General features: G+C 71.9%; 17 protein-coding genes. 9 read left to right on the top strand and 8 right to left on the bottom strand.

Annotated elements, in window-relative coordinates:
* Window positions 1-5: 5 nt before the first annotated feature.
* From H7X46_RS11905 to H7X46_RS11880, 6 genes are read right to left on the bottom strand one after another with little or no spacing between them, the layout of a single operon-like run.
* The gene (locus H7X46_RS11905) at window positions 6-230 is read right to left on the bottom strand and encodes a hypothetical protein (RefSeq protein ID WP_186359468.1); all 225 of its coding nucleotides are present in this window, start codon (window positions 228-230) and stop codon (window positions 6-8) included.
* A 26-nt stretch (window positions 231-256) separates the two neighbouring features.
* A complete protein-coding gene (locus tag H7X46_RS11900) occupies window positions 257-2,005 on the bottom strand; it encodes an AMP-binding protein (RefSeq protein ID WP_186359467.1) in 1,749 nt (582 codons plus the stop codon).
* Window positions 2,002-2,877 carry an SDR family NAD(P)-dependent oxidoreductase gene (locus H7X46_RS11895; RefSeq protein WP_186359466.1) on the bottom strand — a complete coding sequence of 292 codons (876 nt, stop codon included), beginning with the start codon at window positions 2,875-2,877 and terminating at the stop codon, window positions 2,002-2,004. Before H7X46_RS11895 ends, H7X46_RS11900 begins: the two co-directional genes overlap by 4 nt.
* Before the next feature lie 48 nt (window positions 2,878-2,925).
* A complete protein-coding gene (locus H7X46_RS11890) occupies window positions 2,926-4,434 on the bottom strand; it encodes an aldehyde dehydrogenase family protein (protein WP_186359465.1) in 1,509 nt (502 codons plus the stop codon).
* A 34-nt stretch (window positions 4,435-4,468) separates the two neighbouring features.
* Window positions 4,469-5,629 carry a CaiB/BaiF CoA-transferase family protein gene (locus tag H7X46_RS11885; protein ID WP_186359464.1) on the bottom strand — a complete coding sequence of 387 codons (1,161 nt, stop codon included), beginning with the start codon at window positions 5,627-5,629 and terminating at the stop codon, window positions 4,469-4,471.
* A 29-nt stretch (window positions 5,630-5,658) separates the two neighbouring features.
* Window positions 5,659-6,744, bottom strand: coding sequence for a nitronate monooxygenase (locus tag H7X46_RS11880; RefSeq protein ID WP_186359463.1), 1,086 nt, complete (start codon window positions 6,742-6,744; stop codon window positions 5,659-5,661).
* 366 nt (window positions 6,745-7,110) lie between these two features.
* Between H7X46_RS11880 and H7X46_RS11875 the strand changes: the two genes are divergently transcribed.
* Window positions 7,111-7,830, top strand: a complete 720-nt coding sequence (locus H7X46_RS11875) for a TetR/AcrR family transcriptional regulator (RefSeq protein WP_370588715.1) — start codon at window positions 7,111-7,113, stop codon at window positions 7,828-7,830.
* On the opposite strand, the gene H7X46_RS11870 is transcribed toward H7X46_RS11875, so the two are convergent.
* Window positions 7,824-8,690 (bottom strand): helix-turn-helix domain-containing protein, encoded by an 867-nt coding sequence (locus H7X46_RS11870; RefSeq protein WP_186359461.1) that lies wholly within the window; start codon window positions 8,688-8,690, stop codon window positions 7,824-7,826. The genes H7X46_RS11875 and H7X46_RS11870 overlap by 7 nt on opposite strands.
* A 178-nt stretch (window positions 8,691-8,868) precedes the next feature.
* Here H7X46_RS11870 and H7X46_RS11865 point away from each other — a divergent pair, with 178 nt between their 5' ends.
* Window positions 8,869-10,122 (top strand): CdaR family transcriptional regulator, encoded by a 1,254-nt coding sequence (locus H7X46_RS11865; RefSeq protein WP_186359460.1) that lies wholly within the window; start codon window positions 8,869-8,871, stop codon window positions 10,120-10,122.
* A gap of 27 nt (window positions 10,123-10,149) precedes the next feature.
* Here the strand turns inward: H7X46_RS11865 and H7X46_RS11860 are convergent, their stop codons facing one another.
* Complete coding sequence (locus H7X46_RS11860) at window positions 10,150-10,929, bottom strand: alpha/beta fold hydrolase (protein WP_186359459.1); 780 nt, start codon at window positions 10,927-10,929, stop codon at window positions 10,150-10,152.
* A gap of 325 nt (window positions 10,930-11,254) precedes the next feature.
* Between H7X46_RS11860 and H7X46_RS11855 the strand changes: the two genes are divergently transcribed.
* From H7X46_RS11855 to H7X46_RS11825, 7 genes are all read left to right on the top strand, one after another.
* Entirely contained in the window at window positions 11,255-12,871 is a 1,617-nt protein-coding gene (locus tag H7X46_RS11855; protein ID WP_186359458.1) for an NAD(P)/FAD-dependent oxidoreductase, read from the top strand.
* A 6-nt stretch (window positions 12,872-12,877) separates the two neighbouring features.
* Window positions 12,878-13,714: an alpha/beta fold hydrolase gene (locus H7X46_RS11850; RefSeq protein WP_186359457.1), complete on the top strand. Its 837-nt coding sequence runs from the start codon at window positions 12,878-12,880 to the stop codon at window positions 13,712-13,714.
* A gap of 15 nt (window positions 13,715-13,729) precedes the next feature.
* The gene (locus H7X46_RS11845) at window positions 13,730-14,857 is read left to right on the top strand and encodes an NDMA-dependent alcohol dehydrogenase (protein WP_186359456.1); all 1,128 of its coding nucleotides are present in this window, start codon (window positions 13,730-13,732) and stop codon (window positions 14,855-14,857) included.
* A 76-nt stretch (window positions 14,858-14,933) separates the two neighbouring features.
* Window positions 14,934-16,550 carry an acyl-CoA synthetase gene (locus H7X46_RS11840; protein ID WP_186359455.1) on the top strand — a complete coding sequence of 539 codons (1,617 nt, stop codon included), beginning with the start codon at window positions 14,934-14,936 and terminating at the stop codon, window positions 16,548-16,550.
* Between the two features lie 104 nt (window positions 16,551-16,654).
* Entirely contained in the window at window positions 16,655-18,265 is a 1,611-nt protein-coding gene (locus H7X46_RS11835; RefSeq protein ID WP_222131278.1) for an alpha/beta hydrolase, read from the top strand.
* 51 nt (window positions 18,266-18,316) lie between these two features.
* The gene (gene mftD / locus H7X46_RS11830; protein WP_186359453.1) at window positions 18,317-19,576 is read left to right on the top strand and encodes a pre-mycofactocin synthase MftD; all 1,260 of its coding nucleotides are present in this window, start codon (window positions 18,317-18,319) and stop codon (window positions 19,574-19,576) included.
* 28 nt (window positions 19,577-19,604) lie between these two features.
* The gene (locus H7X46_RS11825) at window positions 19,605-21,086 is read left to right on the top strand and encodes an aldehyde dehydrogenase (protein WP_186359452.1); all 1,482 of its coding nucleotides are present in this window, start codon (window positions 19,605-19,607) and stop codon (window positions 21,084-21,086) included.
* The last annotated feature ends 10 nt before the right edge of the window (window positions 21,087-21,096 follow it).

The following is a 21,096-nucleotide window of genomic DNA, read 5'->3' as shown; positions in this document are numbered from 1 at the left end:
GCTCCTCAGATCCGGTCGGCCAGCAGTTCGATCGGCCCGAGCAGCGGCCCGGGCGTCCGGCTCACGTCGTGCAGGCAGTTCGCGCACTTCACGACGTCGAACCAGCCGCCCTCGGTCAGCACCGGGTAGGCCTGCAGCTCGGCGGCGCTGCAGCGGCGGCAGGTGCCGTCGACGGGTTCCCGGTGCACGGACACGGTCGGCTCGGTGGGACGGGGATGGGCGATGGCCATGGACTTCTCCTTTGAAGTTGCGGCGATCAGCGGTCGACGGTGTGCAGGGTGCGTACCTGCGCTGCTCCGTCCGGGCCGAGCAGTTCCTGGGCCTTCGGAACGAGCTCGAACTTGCGGACCTTGCCGGTGGGGGTCTGCGGGATCTGGTCACCGTCGACGACGAACACGTGCCGGGGCACCTTGAACCGGGCCAGGTGCGCCCGGCAGATTTCGAGCAGGGTCCCCGGGTCGAGCGTCGCACCGGGCTCGGGGACCAGGAACGCGGCTCCGGCCTCGCCCCAGCGGTCGTCGGGCACGCCGACGACGAAGGCCTGGCTGACCCCGGGCTGGGCGGTCAGGAGATCCTCGACCTCCTTGGGCATGACCAGCTCGCCGCCGCTCTTGAACAGGTCCTTGGAGCGACCGGTGACGACCAGGGAACCGTCCGGGGTGAACCGGCCGAGGTCGCCGGAGTGCATCCACTCCCCGCGCAGCACCTCGGCGGTGGCGTCCGGGCGGTTCCAGTAGCCGACCATGGTCGTCGGCCCGCGGGACACCAGTTCACCGACCTCGCCCGGGCCCACCTCCTCGCCGGTCACCGGGTCCAGCAGCCGGTACTCGACGATCCGGCCGTCCCGGTCGGGCAGTCCCGCGGCCCCGGCTGGCTTCGGTCGGCCGACCGTGGTCGCGGGCACCTCCAGCGGGTCGTCCGGCGAGGTCATGACGGTCGCACCGCCGACCTCGGTCATGCCGTAGGCCGTGGTGAGCTCGGTGACTCCGAGATCGTCCCGGATCCGGCCCCACAGCCAGGTCGGCGCCACCGCGGCGGCCGAGAGCATCCGGGTCAGCGGACTCAGGTCGAACCGCTCCCGGTCCGGGTGTTCGACGAGTGCGACGCTCATGGTCGGTACTGCGAGAACGTCGGTGACGCGGTGGTGTTCGATCGCCTCCAGGTACTCGCGCGGGTCGAACCGCGGCTGGGGCAGCATCGCCCCGCCGACGAACGTCGTCGCGGTGACGCCCTGCTCGTAGGCGAACATGTGGTAGCAGGGCAGTGCGTAGACGACGCGGTTGCCGTCGGGCAGTGCGCGGCAGTAGGCCGACCCGTAGGACTGACGCAGGAGAGCGTCGTGGGTGAGCTGCACGCCCTTCGGCTGGCCGGTCGTCCCCGACGTGTACATGATGTCGGAGACGTCGTCGGGTCCGCGGAGTCCGCCGGTGGTGGCACCGGGGCTCTCCCGGCCGATGCACTCCAGCCCGTCGAGATCCAGGACGCCCTCGCGTCCCTCCTGCCTTCCGTCCGGGGCGAACGTGATCACACGCTGCAGCTCGCCGAGACCGGTGGGGCCCTCACCCTCCCAGCCGGGAGCGAGCTCGTCGAGCATGGCGAGGTAGTCGAGGTCCCGGTACGAGGTCATGGTGATCAGCACGCGGACGCAGGACTGCTCCAGGACGTAGCCCAGCTCGTGGGTCCGGTACAGGTAGTTCAGCGGGATCGCCACGGCCCCGGCCCGCGAGATCGCGAACTTCAGCGGGGCGTACTCCGGGTAGTTCGCCATCAGCACGGCCACGTGGTCGCCCGGCCGGACGCCGAGGGCGGCGAGGCCGTCGGCGTACCGGTGCGTGCGCGCCAGGACGTCGTCGTAGGTGAAGCTCCGGTCCCCCGCGATGAGGTACGGGCGCGGCCCGAATCGGGCGGCGGCCCGCTCGAAGTTCTCGTCGGTCGTCACCGGGCGCCACGGCCCGAACTCGCGCTCCAGATCGGCCCGGCGCTCGGCGATCGACGACGCGCTCACCGGGACCCCTCCGCCACGTCGAGCTTCTTGTGGATGGTCGCCTTGACCCCGGTACTGCCCCGGTTGACGCCTACGTAGCCGCGCAGCGCGGGGTTGTTGTTCACGAGGTCGCGCAGCTGCGGCCCGGCGGCCATGATCCCGCCGTCGACGGTGACGACCTCGCCGGTGATGAAGCGGGCGTCCTCGCCGACGAGGAACGCCACCACGCCGGCGACGTGGTCCGGAACACCGGCCACCGGGAGCGGCTGCACCGTTCCGAGCAGTGGCTGCAGGTCGGCCTCGGTGAGGCCGATCAGCGGCGTCGTGATGATGCCCGGCGACACCGCGTTGACCCGGATGTTGTCCGGCGCGTACTCGTAGGCCGCCATCCGGGTCAGGTGCTCGACGCCGGCCTTCGCGACCGAGTACGGCTGCAGGCCGACACCCGCCGCCTGGGCGCCGATCGACCCGAAGTTCACTATGGCGCCACCGGTGCCCTGCGCCCGCATGACCCGCCCGGCATGCTTGAGCCCGATGAACACGCTCCGGAGCAGGACGTCGAACGTGTAGTCCCAGTCCTCGACCTCGATGTCGGTCAACGGACCGAACGCCCCACCGACACCGGCCGCGTTGACCAGGACGTCGAGCGTCCCGTGCCGCTCCACGGCCCGCGCGATCGCGGCCTCGAAGTCGGGCTCGCTGCTGACGTCGGTGCGGACGAACGACACGCGCTCGCCCGCCCCGTCCTGCGCGAGCTCGGTGAGCGCCGTGTCCGCGACCTCCTCGTTCAGGTCGGCGATCACCACGTCGAAACCGCGGTCGAGGAGCCGGGCGACGGTCGCCCGGCCCATGCCGCTCGCCCCGCCGGTCACCAGTGCGGTCTGTACGGCCATGCTCGTCGTCCTCCTGCGGTCGTCCGTCGTATGTGGTGGTGGGCCTGCTCAGCCCAGCTGAACCTGCTTGACCTCGGTGAACTCCCGGATGCCTTCCGGACCGCACTCGCGGCCCCAACCCGAACGCTTCACCCCGCCGAAGGGCGCCGACATCGTCGGACCGAAGGTGTTGACCGCGACCGAGCCGGCGCGGACGCGGCGGGCCACCGCACGGGCGCGGTCGGTATCCGTGCCGAACACGCTCGCGGCCAGGCCGTACGCGGTGCCGTTCGCGATCCGCACCGCGTCGTCGACACCCGCGTGCGGCTGGACGACGATGACCGGCCCGAAGACCTCGTCCTGCACCAGCGGGTCGTCCTCACCGACCCCGGTGATCAGGGTCGGCTCGTAGTACCAGCCGGCGTCGAAACCCGCCGGGCGGCGACCGCCCGTCACCACCCGCGCGCCGCGGGCGCGCGCGGCGTCCACGAACCCGGCCGCCCGCTCCAGCGCGGCCCGGTTCACCAGCGGGCCGTGCTCCGTGGCGGGGTCCGACGGGTCTCCGATCCGCAGACCGCGGTAGGCCGCAGCGAGGGCGTGGACGATCTCGTCGTGCCGGTGTGCCGGCACCACGATCCGGGACAGCGTCGCGCAGACCTGCCCGGACCCGCTCATCGATCCGGCCACCAGCGGGCGGAGGACCCGCTCGAGGTCCACGTCGTCGAGCAGCACCGCGGGCGACTTGCCGCCGAGCTCGAAGACCGTGCGGGGCAACCGGTCGGCGGTCTCCCGCAGGATCTCCGCCGCCGTGCGGGGTCCGCCGGTGAAGGAGATCAGCTCGATGCGCGGGTCCCGTACCAGGTGCCGCGAGACGTCGACGTCCGCGGCGAGGATGCTCAGCACGCCGTCCGGGAAACCGGCGGCCTCGGCGCACTCGGCGACCACGCGCATCGTCAGTGCGGACTCCGGCGCGGCCTTGACCACGACGGGGGCCCCCGCCAGGAGTGCCGGGACGACCTTGCTGCCGAGGGTGGCCAACGGCCCGTTGTAGGGCATGACCGCCAGCACCGGCCCGACCGGGACTCGTTCGATCACGACCTCGCCGACCGGGGTCGATCGGCACTCGGCGGCCAGGGCTGCCGGCGCGGCGTCCAGGGCCGTGCGCCAGGCCACCCTGGCCGCGAACCGGTGCAGGGTGCGCCCCCAGCGGACCGGGATGCCGGACTCCAGGGCCCAGGTCCGCCCGATCTCGTCGAGCCGTTCCTCGAGGAGCCCGGTGAAGCGGCGGCACACCGCCACCCGGTCCTCGACCGCCGTCGTGGGCCACGGTCCGTTCGCGGCCGCCACGGCGGCGTCCACCGCGGCGGTGGCGTCCTCGGGCGTCGGCGCCAGGACGTCCGCGACGGCCTCCCCGGTCGCCGGTGAGACGACGGTGGTGTGACGGCCCCCGGACGAGGCCCTCCACCTGCCCCCGACGAACACGTCGTCCGAGTGTGGGACCCGCAACTCGCGCGCCTCGGTGGTGCCGGACGATCCGGGCTGGTCGACCGTGGTCGTCGTGTGCCTGTCCCGCGCCATCGCGGTCTCCTCACGCTTCGCTTCGTGCGTCGGTTCAGCCGGTGGCTGCGTTCTCGAGCCGGACGACCGCTCCCGCCCGGCCGAGTCGGTCGATCTCGGTGGGGACGAAGCCCCAGTCGGCGAGCACGGCGTCGGTGTGCTCGCCCGGTCGCGCCGCCCCACCGGCGACGGCGCCCGGGGTCCGTCCGAACCGCGGCGCGGGGGCGGCCTGCAGCACGCCGTCGACCGGGACGAACGCGGCGCGGTCGACGTTGTGCTCGTGGTGCAGCGCCTCGGACAGCGTGAGGACGGGTGACACGCACGTCTCGCGACCGCGGAAGTGCTCGACCCACTCGTCACGGGTCCGGCCACGGAGGATCCGGGCGAACCGCTCCCGGGTCCCCGGCCACGAGGTCTCGTCCATCTGCGGCGGCAGTGCGTCGAGCGACAGCCCGAGCGCCTCGACGAAGACCGCGTAGAACTGCGGCTCGTTCGCCGCGACGGCGAGCCAGCGGCCGTCGGCGGTCTCGTAGGTTCCGTAGAACGGTGCCCCGCCGTCGAGGCGGTTCGCCTCCCGGCGATCGTGCCAGCCGCCGACCTGCGCCAGGCCGTGGAACATCGACCCGAGCAACGAGGCACCGTCGACCATCGCGGCGTCGACCACCTGCCCCTGCCCGGACCGGGCCGCCTCCAGCACCGCACAGACGACGCCGAACGCCAGCAGCATCCCACCACCGCCGTAGTCGCCGACCAGGTTCAACGGTGGCACCGGACGGTCGGCCGGCCCGATCGCGTGCAGCAGCCCGGACAGCGCCAGGTAGTTGATGTCGTGCCCGGGAACCTGGGCCAGCGGCCCGTCCTGGCCCCAGCCGGTCATCCGGCCGTAGACGAGGCGAGGATTGCGTTCCAGGCAGGCGTCGGGCCCGACACCGAGCCGCTCGGCCACTCCTGGGCGGTTGCCCTCGATCAGCACGTCCGCGCGCTCGACCAGCCGCAGCACGACCTCGGCGCCGCCCGGATGCTTCAGGTCGACCCCGATCGAGCGGCGCCCCCGGCGATGGACGAAGTCGTAGGGCCGGCCGGCTCCGCCGTCGACGTCGGCAGGACGATCGACACGGATCACCTCCGCGCCCATGTCGCTGAGCATCATGGCGCACCACGGGCCGGGGCCGATCGACCCGAGCTCCACGACCCGCACACCTTCGAGCGGCCCCATCGTCGTCTCTCCCCTCCGATGCGTCCGGCTCAACCGAACTGGACCGTCTTGCCGACCGACCGGAGCGCCTCCACGGTCTCCGTGACCAGGCGCTCGAGGATCTCGGCGGCCCCCGGGATGTCGATGATCATCCCGGCGCCCGCCCCGGAGGGCAGGCTCATGTGCGACTTGAGGTTCGCCTTCATCGCGGCGTACTTGAACGGCATCGTGAGTACCCGCTGGACGGGGTAGGGGCTGAGCTCGTCCTCGTGGCCTTCCCAGACCTCAGTGAACCGGTTGCGCAGCATCCGGACGTACAGGCCGTCGAACAGCAACGACCGGAGCGTCGAGTCGTACTCCGCGTCGACGACGGCCTCCTTGAAGACGTCTTCCGAGCCGGCCTCGGTGCTGGCCAGGAACCGGGTGCCGACCCAGGCGCCCTGGGCGCCCATCGTGAGGCAGGCCGCGATCTGATCGCCCTTCACCAGCCCACCGGCCGCCACCACCGGTACGGTCGCGAACTCCAGCACCTCGGCAAGCAGCGTGATCAGCCCGACGTCACCGCTGTGCCCGCCACCCTCGGTGCCCTGGACGATGACGACGTCGGTGCCGTTCCGGATGGCGCTGCGGGCGTGCTTGGCCTGCCCGACGATGCTCATCACCTTCGCGCCCCGCTCGTGGCACAGGTCGACCACCCAGCGCGGGGTGCCGAGCCCGCAGGCGATCACCTCGACCCCGTGGTCGAGCGAGATCTCGAGCTTGCGTTTGTTGTCGGCCAGGCTGATGGCCTGGTCGTGGGTCGGGGCGAGCTCGACGCCGTGCTCGTCGAGCTCGCGCTTGAGCTGTCGCAGCGGACCCGGTAGCGGCGGGACCTCGACGTCGTCGAGCCCCTGCGGGGCGTTGGCCGGGAACCCGAGATCCACGCAGAGCGGGCCGTCGCTGAGCGACCGGAACAGCCGGATCTCGGCGTCGACCTCCTCCAGCGGGATGTCGATCCCACCGATCGAGCCGAGTCCACCCGCGTTCGAGACGGCCGCGGCCAGCCGGCCGTAGGCGACACCGCCCATCCCCGCCTGCATGATCGGAACCTCGATCCCGAGCAGGTCACAGAGGGGCGTTCGGAGCTGGGGCGCCACGGCGCACTTCCCTTCGGACGGGTCCGGACCGCTCCGGGCCGGACGAGCTGTCGGCGTCCGGCGCTCTCCGCCTGGACATCCGCAACCGGGTTCGATCGTGCATGATGTATCTCTGGCGGGCGGGCACGCCGCTCCGACCGGGCCGGGTGGTGCACCGGACTGCACCACCCGCCGCTGATGACCTATTTTCTAGCAGTCGCTCGAAATTTGCGCAAGGACTCTCGAGTGACTGTTAGAATCGCTCTCACCGGCCGTCGATCCGGACACGGCCCGTGGTGGTCGTCGACCCCCACCCCTCCGTCAGACTGGACGCCCCGGCGCGGACCGCGCCGGGCCGTCCGCGACACCGTCGTGAAAGGTGGCTCCGTGAACACCACGCCGGAACCGTCCGGGAATGGCGCCCGCCGGGAGCGCAAGTCGGAGAAGACCCGGCGCCGCATCCTCGACGCCGCCGCGGAGATCCTCAGCCGGGACGGGTTCGCCGGTACCCGGCTGGCGGAGATCGCGGCGGCCGCGGACCTCCGTGTTCCGGCCGTCTACTACTATTTCGACTCGCGCGAGGCGATCCTGGAGGAAGTGGTCCTCATCGGCGGACGGCTGGCCGAGGAACGCGTGCGGGCCAAGCTGGCCGCACTACCGGCGGACGCGACGGCCATGGACCGGATCTGCGCCGCGTTCGGCGGCCACCTCGAGATGGTCCTCAAGGAGTCCGCCTACACCGCGGCGGCGATGCGGACCATGGCGCAACTCCCCCCGGACGTGCGGGCACGGCAGCTGCGGGAGCACCGCGCCTACGGCGATCTCTGGCGGAGCCTGATCATGGCTGCCCACGAGGCCGGGGAGCTCGACCCCGGGCTCGACCCGCACGGGGCCCGGATGTTCCTGATGGGCGCGGTGAACTGGGCACCGGAGTGGTGGAAACCCGAGCGGGGCGGGCTCGAGGAGACCGTGGCCACGGCCGAGCGGCTCGTGCGCAACGCGCTCACCGGCGGGGTGACACGCGTGCGGCCGGACGCTCCCGGTCCGGCCGGTGCGGCCGTTCCGGTCTTCACCCCACCGCCCCCGCCCACCCGGGAGCCTCACTGACCCGAGGTGGTCTCCCCGACGCGGTCCCGGTCGGCCGCCGTCCAGGACGCCAGGAAGCGCAGCCCCTCCTCGGACCGGCTTCCGGGCTCCGCGGTCCAGACGACCAGCTGCTGCTCGGGGTCCGTGGTGCACGTCAGGGTGTCCCAGTCCAGTGTCAGATCACCGGCGTCCGGGTGACGGTACAACTTGGTGCCGACGCTGCGGGTCGCCACATGATGGGTCCCCCACCAGCGGCGGAAGTCCTCGTCGCGCACCGACAGCTCGCCGACGAGTTCGGCCAGCCGCGGGTCCTCCGGGGCGTGTGCGGCCTCCCTTCGCAGCTGGGCCACGCACATGTGCCCGACGTCGTCCCACTGCGGGTAGAGCGCACGCACGGACGGCTCCAGGAACGCCAGCCGGACGAAGTTGCGGTGCCGCACCGGGATCCCTCCGAAGTCGATGATCAGGGCCGCGGCCATCCGGTTCCACTCCAGCACGTCCATCCGCCGGCCGAGGACGACCGCCGGCGTGGTCGTGAGGTCGTCGAGCAGCCGCCGCAGCTGTGGCTGCACGCGTTGCGCCGTCCGCCGGCGCGGGGGCGCAGGGTCCTTGCCCGCCAGCTCGAACAGGTATCCGCGGTGGTCCTCGTCGAGCTGCAGCACCCGGGCGATGGCCTCGAGCACCGGCTCCGACGCGCGGATCCGGCCCTGCTCGATCCGCGTGTAGTAGTCAGTGCTGATCGCCGCCAGCAACGCGACCTCTTCCCGGCGCAGGCCGGGCACGCGGCGTGTGCCGACGTCGGGTAGCCCCGCCTCGCGCGGGCCGATCTCGGCCCGACGCACCTTGAGGAACTCCCCCAGCTCGCTATGACGGCCACTCATGGCCCCATCCTGGACGCCCCCGCCGGGCTGCGGCAGGGAGGAATCACTCCCCCGCAGCGGATCGGGTCGGTTCTCCCCACGGAGCCCCCTTCGCCGGGGTGATCCACCTGCGCACGTTGCGGACACTGTGGTCCCGGTGCCATGGTGCCCGCAACGAAGGCTTCCGGGGGCGACGTCGATGAGGACCGTGGACCTGACGCCGCTGGCCCACGCCCTCGCCCGGCACGGTCCCGAGCTGGTCGACGACATGGTCGCCATGCTGCTGGTCCAGATCACCGAGCTGCAGGACGGTGACGAGCAGGTCGTCGGCAGACTGCGGGCCAGCATCGAGTCGAACGTGTCGGCGATCCAGCACCTGTGGGAGCAACCGGTCGACGTCCGGCTCGTCGATCCGCCCGCGGGCGCGCTGCAGTGGGCGTTGCAGCTCGCCCAGCGGGGCATCCCGCTGAGCGTCCTGTGGCGGGCCTACCACCTGTGCACCGCACGGGTGCTGGAGTTCAGCATCGAGGAGCTGGCCGGGGACAGCGGCTCGACCGACGAGCTCGCCCGGCGCATGACCACGGCGAGCACGCTGCTCAACGCCTACGTCGACCACATCTGCGAGCGGGTCGCGTCGAGCTACGAGGTCGAGCGGCAGCGGTGGCTGCGGCAGCAGGACGCGGTGCGCGCGGAGCGGATCGAGGACCTGCTCGCCGGGCGCGTCGGTGACCGGACCCAGGTGGAGGCGGCCCTGGGATACCGGTTGACCGGCCGGCACCTCGGAGTGATCGTCTGGGACGGCGCGAGCCCGGACGGCTCCGGACTGCTGCAGCTGCAGCGCCTGGTCGGCCGGTACGCCGGCCTGCTCGGGTGTCACGAGCCGCCGCTGGTCGTGGCGCGCGACCAGGCGACGGTGTGGGCCTGGCTGACGCTGCCGCCGGGCCGCCACGGGAACGGTGCCGACGTGCTGAACCCCCTCCTGGTCGATGCCGGCACGACACTGCGTGGCGCGGTAGGCGACCCGGCCCCCGGGATCGACGGCTTCGCGCGGACCCACCGCCGGGCCGCGACCGCGCAGTCCGTCGCGCTGGCGGCGGGCGGTGGAGCGGCGACCGTCACCCCGTACGCGTCGGTGGCCGGGGTCAGCTTCGTCTGCCAGGACCTCGACCGGGCCCGCGAATGGGTGCGGGAGGAACTCGGTGACCTGGCCGTGGACGACGAGGCACACGGCCGGCTCCGGGAGAGCATCATCGCGTTCCTCGACACCGGCGGGAGCCTGAACGCGGCCGCCGAACGGCTGGGCTGCCACAAGAACACCGTGCAGTACCGGATCCGCCGCGCGGAACAGATGCTGGGACACAGCATCCGGGAGCGCCGGGTCGACCTGGAGCTGGCGTTGCAGACCTGCCACTGGCTGGGCGCCGCCGTGCTGTACCCGCCGCCGACCACTTGACCGGCGGCCGGCGGCGGCGGTCGCGCATCATCCGTCGCGGTCGAGGAAGCCGGTGATCACCGGAGCGAGGTCGGCGGCGCGCTCGAACAGCATGAGATGCCCGCCGCCGGGAACGACCGTCAGCTCGGCACCGGGGATGAGACGTCGCATGATGCGGGCGTTGGCCAGCGGGATGGCCTGGTCGTGCTCGCCGGCCAGCAGCAGGGTCGGCGTCCGCAGCAGCGGCAGCGCGTGCAGGCTCGTCCAGGTCACGCTCGCCAGTGCCTGGTACAGGTAGCCCCGCCGGGTGGGCGGGTGCGCGAACCGTGCCTCGACGTGCGCGCGCAGGTCGTCCGTCGCCGTCCCGCCGCCGAGCTGCACCAGGGCCTCGGCGAACGAGGCGGGGTCGCGGTAGCGACGGCCGGACAGCAGCGTCCGCAGCGCCGACGGGGTGGGCGGGATGCTGGTCACGCCGAAGTTGGTGTTCGCCAGCACCGATCGGCGCACCCGTGCCCGGGAGACCAGCGCGACCTGCTGGGCGAGCAGGCCGCCCCAGGAGACTCCGAGCAGGTCCGCCCGGCCGACGCTGACGTGGTCGAGCACGCGCGTGGCGATGCGGCCGACCACCGGCAGCGGGAGCGGCACCGCCGTCGGGGACGACCGTCCGGTGCCGGGCACGTCGAACGCGATCGTCGTCCGGTCGCGGCCCAGCAGGCCGCGCAGAGGCTCCCACATCCCGGTGTTGCCGCCGATCCCCATCAGCAGCAGGAGCGGGGTGGTCCCGGGATGGCCGGCACGCACGGACACGTGGACGTCCAGACCCCACATCCGAAGATGTTCTGTCTTTTCCCGGATGGCACCAGTGGGCTCGGCATCGCGCACGGATATCGGCATCGTCGCCCCTTTCGGCGGAGGATTTCGGTGGCGACGATAAGCGGTCGCACGCCGGTGGCGAACAGCCAGATCGCCGATTTGTGCCGGCAGACCAACGGACCGGCCACAAGTTGCCCGGCTGGCCCGATGACGGATGCCCGGCCAGGCGGTTGACTGTGAATCAGCCAACAGCAAGCCCTGGACCTGCGGATATCCGATCCGCCGGAGGGTTGCGACCGTGTGGCTCGTGATCACTGTGCCTCAGAGTCGAGGAGTTGTCATGTCCGATCACCCTCAGCCGCAGTCCGGTTCGTACGACGCCGTCGTGGTCGGCGCCGGATTCGGCGGAATGTACATGCTGCACCGCCTGCGCCAGCAGGGACTGTCGGTGCGCGTTTTCGAGGCCGGGGGCGGCGTCGGCGGAACCTGGTACTGGAACCGTTATCCGGGTGCCCGCTGCGACGTGGAGAGCGTCGACTACCAGTACTCGTTCTCCGAGGAACTGCTGCGTGACTGGACCTGGAGCGAGCGCTACCCGGCCCAGCAGGAGCTGCTCGCCTACCTCAACCACGTCGCCGACCGGTTCGACCTGCGCCGCGACATCCAGCTGAACACGCGGGTCACCGGGGCGAGGTTCGACGACGACGCCCGGCACTGGGTGGTCGAGACCGACAACGGCCCCGCCGTCACCGCGACCTACGTCGTGATGGCCACCGGCTGCCTGTCCGTGCCGCGGACCCCGTCCTTCGAGGGACTGGAGGAGTTCGCCGGTCCGACCTACCACACCAGCTCGTGGCCGGAGGAGGGCGTGGACTTCACCGGCAAGCGGGTGGCGGTCTTCGGCACCGGCTCGTCCGGCATCCAGTCGATCCCGCTGATCGCCGAGCAGGCCGAGCACCTGTACGTCTTCCAGCGCACCCCGAACCACAGCGTGCCTGCCGGCAACCACCCGCTGAGCCCGGAGGAGCAGCGCGACGGCACCGAGCGGTTCGCCGAGAAGCGCGCGTTCGCGAAGGACACGTTCACCGGGCTGACCGTGCCGGACACCGGCCTGCTCGCGAACGAGTCGACGCCCGAGCAGCGCCGGGCCGTCTACGAGGAGCGCTGGCGACTGGGCGGGCTCGCCATGTACGGCGCGTTCGCCGACGTGCTGGTCGACGAGAAGGCGAACGCGACGGCCGCCGAGTTCTTCAGCGCGAAGATCCGGGAGAAGGTCACCGACCCGGAGGTGGCCGCGAAGCTGACCCCCACCAGCTACCCGTTCGGCGGCAAGCGCATCTGCGTCGACACCGACTACTTCGAGACCTACAACCGGGACAACGTGACGCTGGTGGACCTGCGGGAGGCCCCGGTCGAGCGGGTCACGCCCGACGGGATCCGGGCCGGCGACACCGAGTACGCGGTCGACGCCATCGTCTTCGCCACTGGCTTCGACGCGATGACCGGGGCGCTGCTCGCCATGGACATCCGGGGCCACGACGAGCTGACGCTCTCCGAGGTGTGGGCCGCGGGACCGCGCACCTACCTGGGCCTGGCCATCGCCGGGTTCCCGAACATGTTCCTGGTCACCGGTCCCGGGAGCCCCTCGGTGTTCAGCAACATGGTCGTGTCCATCGAGCAGCACGTGGACTGGATCGCCGACGCGATCGAGCGGGCGCGCGCCGACGGTGTGCGGCTCATCGAGGCCGAGCCGAAGGCCGAGGAGGAGTGGGTCGCGCACGTCAACGAGGTCGCCGACTCGACCCTGCTGCCCCGGGCGAACTCCTGGTACGTGGGCGCGAACGTGCCCGGCAAGCCGCGGATCTTCATGCCCTACCTCGGTGGGGTCGGCCCCTACCGGCAGCGGTGCGACGAGGTCGCCGCGAACGGTTACGACGGATTCCAGATGGTGAGTTGATCGGACATGACGACCCCCACCCCCACCGACCGGACGGTCACGCTGCCGGACGGCGTGAACCTGCAGGTCAGCGAGTACGGCTCGGGCGAGCCGCTCGTACTGGTCTGCGGCACGACCCAGTCCCACCGGCTCTGGGCGCCGATGCTGCCGACACTGGCGGCGAGCTTCCGGGTGATCACCTACGACCACCGCGGTGTCGGCGATTCCACCCGCGGCGAGGGCCCGATCAGCATGGCCTCGCTCGCCGACGACCTGGCCGCGCTGCTGGGCGAGCTCGGGATCGACCGGGCGCATGTGCTGGGCTACTCGCTGGGCAGCACCGTCGCCCAGGAGCTGGCGCTGAACCACCCGGAGCGGGTCGCCGACCTCGCCCTGGTCGGCACCTGGGGCCGGACCGACGTGTACCAGGCCTCGGTGTTCACCGCGCTCGGACACCCGTGGCGGACCGGGCACCGGGACGTCGCCCTCGCCGCCCTCGGGATCGCCTTCTCCCCCGAGCTGCTCAACTCCGAGCAGTTCCCCGCCATGCTCGAGCAGCTCGGCCCGCTGTTCCCCAGCACACCGGAGCAGATGGCGACCGCGGCCGAGCAGTGGGACGCCGACGTCGCCCACGACGCCCTCGACCGGATCGACCGGATCACCGTGCCGACCCTGGTGATCGCCGCCGAGTCCGACCTGCTCACCCCGCCCCGGCAGGGCCGGGCGGTCGCCGACCGGATCCCCGGTGCCCGGTTCGAGCAGCTCGCCGGCCCGGGCGCGAGCCACGCGGCGCCCCTGGAGCGCCCCGACGACGTGGCCGGACTCGTCACCGAGTTCCTCACCAAGAACCCCCTGCCCGCCTGACCGAGAGGCACCGCCATGCCCATCCGCACCCGCACCTCCGTCGTCCGCTCCTCACCCGGCAAGTACGAGACCGTCGAGGTGGAACTCGACGACCCGCGTCAGAACGAGGTGACGGTCAAGATCGCCGCGTCCGGCCTGTGCCACTCCGACGACCACGTGGCCACCGGGGACGTCCCGGTCGCCGTCTTCCCCTACGCGGGTGGCCACGAGGGCTCGGGCGTGATCACCGCCGTCGGCCCGGACACCCCCGGGTACGAGGTCGGCGACCACGTCGTGTTCTCCTTCCTCCCCGCCTGCGGGCGCTGCGAGTTCTGCGCCCGCGGCCTGTCGAACCTCTGCGACCTCGGCGCCTCGCTGCTCACCGGCGCACGTGCGGAGGACCCGACGAGCTTCCGGATGCACCTCGACGACGGCACGCCCGTCGGCCAGCAGTGCGGCATCTCCACCTTCAGCGAGTACACCACTGCCTCGACCGCGTCGGTCATCAAGATCGACAAGGAGCTGCCGCTCCGGGCCGCCGCGCTGCTGGGCTGCGCGGTCCCCACCGGCTGGGGGTCCGCGGTGCGGTCGGGCAACGTCCAGCCCGGCGACACCGTCATCGTGATGGGCATCGGCGGCATCGGTGCCAACGCCCTGCAGGGCGCCGCCCACGCCGGCGCCACCACGGTGATCGCGGTCGACCCGGTGGAGCAGAAGCGGGAGTGGGCCCAGCAGTTCGGGGCCACCCACTTCTACACCACGATCGAGGAGGCGGCCGACTTCGCCCGGTCGCTCACCAACGGTCAGGGCGCCGACGCGACCATCGTCACCATCGGTGTGCTCCAGGGCGACCACATCGGGCAGGCCCTCGCCTCGATCCGCAAGGCGGGCACCGTCGTCGTGACCGGGCTCGGGGACATCACCGCGGTCGGCGCCCCGATCGCGCTCGGCGAGCTCACCCTGTTCCAGAAGCGGCTGCAGGGATCGCTGTTCGGGGAGTCCAACCCGCGCCGGGACATCCCGAGCCTGCTGCGCATGTACCAGGCGGGGCAGCTCAAGTTGGACGAGCTCGTCACCACCGAGTACTCGCTCGACCAGGTGGCCAAGGCGTACGAGGACATGCACGCCGGCCGCAACATCCGCGGAATGATCGTCTTCGAGTAGTCCCAGACCCGGCAGGCCCGGGCCCGCAGAGGGGCCGGGCCTGCCGTTCCATCCGTCAGCGAAGCCGGAGAGCGCCATGGACACCTCCTTCACCCCCGAGACGACCGCCCTCGCCGCGCGTGCCCGCCGCCAGGGCATCGGTGACCTGCTGAACCGCACCGTCCGCCGCACGCCCGGCAAGCTCGCCGTCGTGGCCGGGGATCTCCGGGTGACCTACGCCGAGTTCGACACCGCCGTCAACCGGTGCGCGCACGCGCTGACCGACCGCGGCCTGGTCAAGGGTGACCGGCTCGCGGTGCTGTCGCACAACTGCTGGCAGTACGCCGTGCTCGTGTACGCGACCGCGAAGCTCGGCGTGGTGCTGGTGCCGGTGAACTTCATGCTGGGCGCCGACGAGATCGCCTACATCCTGACTCACTCCGGCGCCGGCGGCATGATCGTCGAGGACGCCCTGGTGCCCACCGCGGAGAAGGCGCTGGCCACCGCGGGTGTCACGGGCGGGGTCCGCGGGCGGATCTCCCCGTCCGGCTGCGGCGCGGCCGAGGGCTGGGAGGACGTCGATCCGTGGTGGGGCGCCGGACCGGTCGAGCCGCCGGACGTCGCCGTGAACGACGACGACCCGCTCCGCCTGATGTACACCTCCGGCACCGAGTCCCGGCCGAAGGGCGTGCTCCTCACCTCCCGATCGCTGATCTCCCAGTACGTCAGCTGCATCGTCGGCGGCGGGATGTCCGCCGACGACGTCGAGGTGCACTCGCTGCCGATGTACCACTGCGCGCAGCTGGACTGCTTCTTCGGCCCGGACGTCTACCTCGGCGCGACGTCGGTCATCCTGCCCGGCCCGGATCCCGCCACCCTGCTGGCCACGATCGAGCGGGAGAAGGTGACCAAGCTGTTCTGCCCGCCGACGGTGTGGATCTCGCTGCTGCGTCACCCCGACTTCGACACCGCGGATCTCTCCTCGCTGCGGAAGGGCTACTACGGGGCATCGCCGATGCCGGTCGAGGTGCTCCGGGAGATCCAGGAGCGGCTTCCCGACGTGGCGTTGTGGAACTTCTACGGCCAGACCGAGCTGGCACCGGTGGCCGCGATCCTGGGGCCGGACGAGCAGCTGGAACGGGCGGGCAGTGCGGGCCGGCCCGCACTGAACGTGGAGACGGTCATCGTCGACGACGACGACCGCCCGGTCGCGCCCGGCGAGGTCGGCGAGATCGTGCACCGCAGCTCGCACGCCATGCTTGGCTACTACCAGGACGAGGCGAAGACGGCGGAGGCGTTCGCGGGCGGCTGGTTCCACTCCGGTGACCTCGGCGTCATGACCGCCGACGGCTGTCTCACGATCGTCGACCGCAAGAAGGACATGATCAAGACCGGGGGCGAGAACGTCGCCAGCCGCGAGGTCGAGGAGGCGCTCTACGAGCTCGGCGGGGTGGCGGAGGTCGCCGTGTTCGGGATCAGCCACCCGCACTGGATCGAGGCCGTGGCCGCGGCCGTCGTTCCCCGGGACGGCAGCACGCTGTCGGTCGACGACGTGCGGGACTTTGCCCGGGCCACGCTCGCGCCGTACAAGCGCCCGAAGTACGTCGTCCTCGCGGAGTCGCTTCCCAAGAACCCCAGCGGCAAGGTGCTCAAGCGCGACCTGCGCGAGCAGTACGCCGGCCTGGTCGACGCCGACGCCGAAGCCGGCCGGTGATGGCCGGCCGGCGGCGGGGCGATCGTCCTCACGGCGATCGGGACGGGAACGCGGACACGCCCCCGGACGCCGCCGCGACCGCGGACGGCGGTGAGGTGGTCGGCATGCCGTCGCTCGGGGAGGCGGTCGGTGGCCTGGCCGCGGCGCTGGGCCAGGGACAGGTCGTCGCCCGCGAGGCCGCGGCACTGGGCGGGGAGCTCGTGCGGGTCGCGCTGGGCCGCTCCTCGGTCGCACCGGCCAAGGGCGACCGGCGGTTCACCGACCCGGCGTGGTCGCAGAACCCGGTCTACGACCGGATCGGACGCGGCTACCTCGCCACCACGCGTGCGGTGGACAACCTGACCGACGCGCTGGCCGAGCGCGGCACCGACCCCCACCGAGTCGAGCAGGCCCGGTTCGCCACCGGCATCCTGACCAGCGCCCTCGCCCCGACGAACTTCCTGCCCACCAATCCGGCGGCGCTCAAACGCGCCTTCGACACCGGAGGGCGGAGCCTGCTGCGCGGGCTGCGCAACATCGCCGGCGACGTGCGGCACAACGGCGGGATGCCGTCGATGGTGGAGCGCGGGGTGTTCGAGGTGGGCCGCGACCTCGCGGCGACACCGGGCGCGGTCGTGGACCGCGAACCCGTGGGCGAGCTGATCCAGTACCGGCCGAGCACCGAACGGGTACGCCGGCGGCCGGTGCTGGTCGTGCCGCCGCCGATCGGGCGGTACTACTTCCTGGACTTGCGCCCGGGCCGCAGCTTCGTCGAGTACGCGGTCGGCCAGGAGCTGCAGACGTTCCTGCTCAGCTGGCGCAACCCGACCGCCGAGCAGGGCGACTGGGACCTCGACACCTACGCCGCCCGGGTGTCGTCCGCGATCGACACGGTCCGCGAGATCACCGGCAGCGACGACGTGAACCTCGTCGGGTTCTGCGCGGGCGGGATCATCGCCACCACCGTGCTCAACCACCTCGCCGCCACCGGTGACCGGCGGGTGCGCAGCATGTCCTACGGGGTCACCCTGCTCGACTTCGGCGAGCAGGCCCCGATCGCGGCGTTCCAGAGCGCCGGGCTGCTGCGCCTGGCGCGGGAGCGGTCGCGCCGGACGGGGATCATCACCAGCCGGCAGATGGGCGCGGCGTTCACCTGGATGCGCCCCGACGACCTGGTGTTCAACTACGTGGTCAACAACTACCTCATGGGCGACAAGCCGCCCGCGTTCGACGTGCTGGCCTGGAACGCCGACGGAACCAACCTGCCCGGCGCGCTGCACTGCCAGTTCCTGGACGTCTTCCGGGACAACCTGCTGGTCACACCCGGGGGGCTCACCGTGCTCGGCAGCCCGGTGCACCTCAAGGACATCACCGTGCCCACCTTCGTGACCGGCGCGGTCACCGACCACCTCACCCCGTGGAAGGGCTGCTACCGCACCACCCAGCTCGTCGGCGGCCAGAGCACGTTCGTGCTCAGCTACTCCGGGCACATCGCCAGCCTGGTCAACCCGCCCGGCAACCCGAAGGCGCACTACTGGACCGGCGGCCCGCCCGGACCCGACCCGGACGCGTGGTGGGCCGGCGCCACCCGCCAGCAGGGCAGCTGGTGGGAAGCCTGGACGACCTGGCTCGACCCGCACGCCGGCGAGTGCACCACCGCTCCGGCCGAGCTGGGTTCCACCACCCACCCGGTCCTCGACCCGGCACCCGGCCGCTACGTGCGCGACCGGACCTGAGCTCCGCACCCTCCTGCACGACCTGTCGGTACCGATCGGAAAGGACCCGTCGTGCCCAAGCCGAACTGGCTGCAGAACCCCTGGCGGCAGAATCCCTGGTTCGAGTCGGTCGCGGTGGCGCAGCGCCGCGCGCGCAAGTGCCTCCCGGCCCCCGTGTACGGGGCCCTGGTCGCGGGCTCCGAACGCGGCCAGACCGTCGAGGATAACGAGGCCGCGTTCCGGGAGATCGGGTTCGCCCCGCATGTGGCGGGGCACCGCGCCGAGCGAGCGATGACGACCACCGTGCTGGGACAGGAGATCGCGCTTCCGGTGATGATCTCCCCGACGGGGGTGCAGGCCGTGCATCCGGACGGAGAGGTCGCCGTCGCGCGGGCCGCCGCTGCCCGCGGCACTCTGATGGCGCTGAGCAACTTCGCGAGCAAGTCCGTCGAGGAAGCCGTTGCGGCGAACCCGCAGACGCTGTTCCAGATGTACTGGACCGGCTCCCGGGATGTGATGATCCAACGGATGCAGCGGGCCAGGGCCGCCGGTGCGGTTGGCCTGATCGCCACGCTGGACTGGTCGTTCTCGATGGGTCGGGACTGGGGGAGTCCGGAGATCCCGGAGAAGGTCGACCTCAGGACGATGATCCGGATGGCGCCACAGGTCGTGGTCCGTCCGCGGTGGGCCGCCCGGTTCGCCCGGGCGGGCATCCCCGACCTGACCGCACCGAACCTCGCCCCACCCGGTGGCGCGGCACCGACGTTCTTCACCGCCTACTACGAGTGGATGACCACGCCGCCGCCGTCGTGGGACGACGTGGCGTGGATGCGCGAGCAGTGGGAGCAGCTCGGTGGGGGCCCGTTCGTGTTGAAGGGCGTGTGCCGGGTCGACGACGCCCGGCGGGCGGTGGACGCGGGGGTCACGGCGATCTCGGTGTCCAACCACGGCGGCAACAACCTCGACGGGACACCCGCCGCGATCCGGATGGTCGCCCCCGTCGCGGCCGCCGTCGGGGACCAGGTCGAGGTGCTGCTCGACGGGGGCATCCGGCGCGGCTCGGACGTGGTGAAGGCGCTCGCGCTGGGTGCCCGCGCGGTGATGATCGGCCGGGCGTACCTGTGGGGCCTGGCAGCCAACGGCCAGGCCGGCGTCGAGAACGTCCTGGACATCCTGCGCAGCGGCATCGACTCGGCCCTCCTGGGCCTGGGGCTGTCCTCGGTCCACGAGCTGGAACCCGACCACTTGCTCGTCCCCGACGGCTTCCACCGTGCGCTCGGTGTGCCCTCGGCGTCGGTGCCCACCTCGCTGATCCACACCACGGACGAATGATGAATCCGACATCAAAGGAGCTGCACACATGAGTCTCGCCGCAGAGTCGCGGACCGAGCTGGACCGCACCCGCTTCTACATCGACGGTGAGTGGGTGGAGCCTCGCGGCAGCGAGACCCACCGCGCGCTCGAGGCCGCGACGGGGGAGTTGTTCGGTACCGCCGCGATGGGCACCGACGCCGATATCGACGCCGCCGTCAATGCCGCCCGCCGTGCACTCGACGAGGGCCCGTGGGGCCGCACCACGCCCGCCGAGCGCGCAGCGGTGATGCGCCGCTTCGCCGAGGCACTGGCCGCCCGGGCCGACGGCACGTCGACGCTGGTCAGCCGCGAGAACGGCATGCCGATCACGCTGTCCGGAGCGTTCAACGGGGCCGCGCCCGCCGCCCTCCTGAACATCTACGCCGACGTGATCGAGCAGACGCCGCTGGAGGTGGCTCGCCCGAGCGCCTCCGGGGCGACGATCGTGCGCCGGGAGCCGGTCGGTGTGGTCGGGGCGATCACGCCGTTGAACTACCCGCAGGTCCTGGCGATGATCAAGATCGCGCCGGCGCTGGCGGCGGGCTGCACGGTCGTGCTCAAGCCCTCGCCCGAGACCGCCCTGGACGCCTACGTGTTCGGCGACGCCGCCACCGAGGCCGGCGTGCCCCCGGGCGTGCTCAACATCGTCCTGGCCGGCCGGGAGGCCGGCTCGGCACTGGTGGAGCACCCGCTCATCGACAAGATCGCATTCACCGGGTCGACGGCCGCCGGGCGTGCCATCGGGGCGAGGTGCGGGGAGCTGATTCGTCGCTGCACCCTGGAGCTGGGTGGCAAGTCGGCGGCCATCGTGTGCGACGACGCCGACCTGGACGTGTTCCTCGCCGGCCTGCCCACGGCCTCGTTCATGAACAACGCCCAGACCTGCACCACGAGCTCGCGGATCCTCGCGCCACGCTCCCGCTACGACGAGGTCGTCGACGCACTCGCCCAGTTCACCGGCAACCTCGTCGTGGGCGACCCGCTCGACCCCGCCACGACCTGCGGGCCGATGGCAAGCGAGACGCACCTGCAGCGGGTGTTGGGCTACATCGACATCGGCCGCAACTCCGGTGCACGGCTGGTCGCCGGCGGTGGTCGCCCGGCCGGTCTGGACCGGGGCTGGTTCGTGGAACCGACCGTCTTCGCGGACGTCGACAACGGCGACCAGCTCGCTCGCGAGGAGGTGTTCGGCCCGGTCATGGCCGTGATCCCCTACGACGGCGGCGACGACGAGGCCGTCCGGATCGCGAACGACTCGAACTACGGTCTCGCCGGATCGGTGTGGTCGGCCGACGAAGCCCGCGCCCTCGACATCGCCCGCCGGGTGCGCACCGGCACGATCGGCGTCAACTACTACAACATCGACCTCGGTTCCCCGTTCGGCGGCATGAAGGACAGCGGCGTCGGCCGCGAGCTCGGTCCCGAGGGGTTCGACAACTACCTGGAGTACAAGTCGATGTACGTCGGCGCGGACCACCTCCCGGGCTGAGTGCCGACAA

This window comes from Pseudonocardia sp. C8 (genome assembly GCF_014267175.1).
Lineage (GTDB): Bacteria > Actinomycetota > Actinomycetes > Mycobacteriales > Pseudonocardiaceae > Pseudonocardia.
This window is presented reverse-complemented; position numbering and strand designations above follow the sequence as displayed.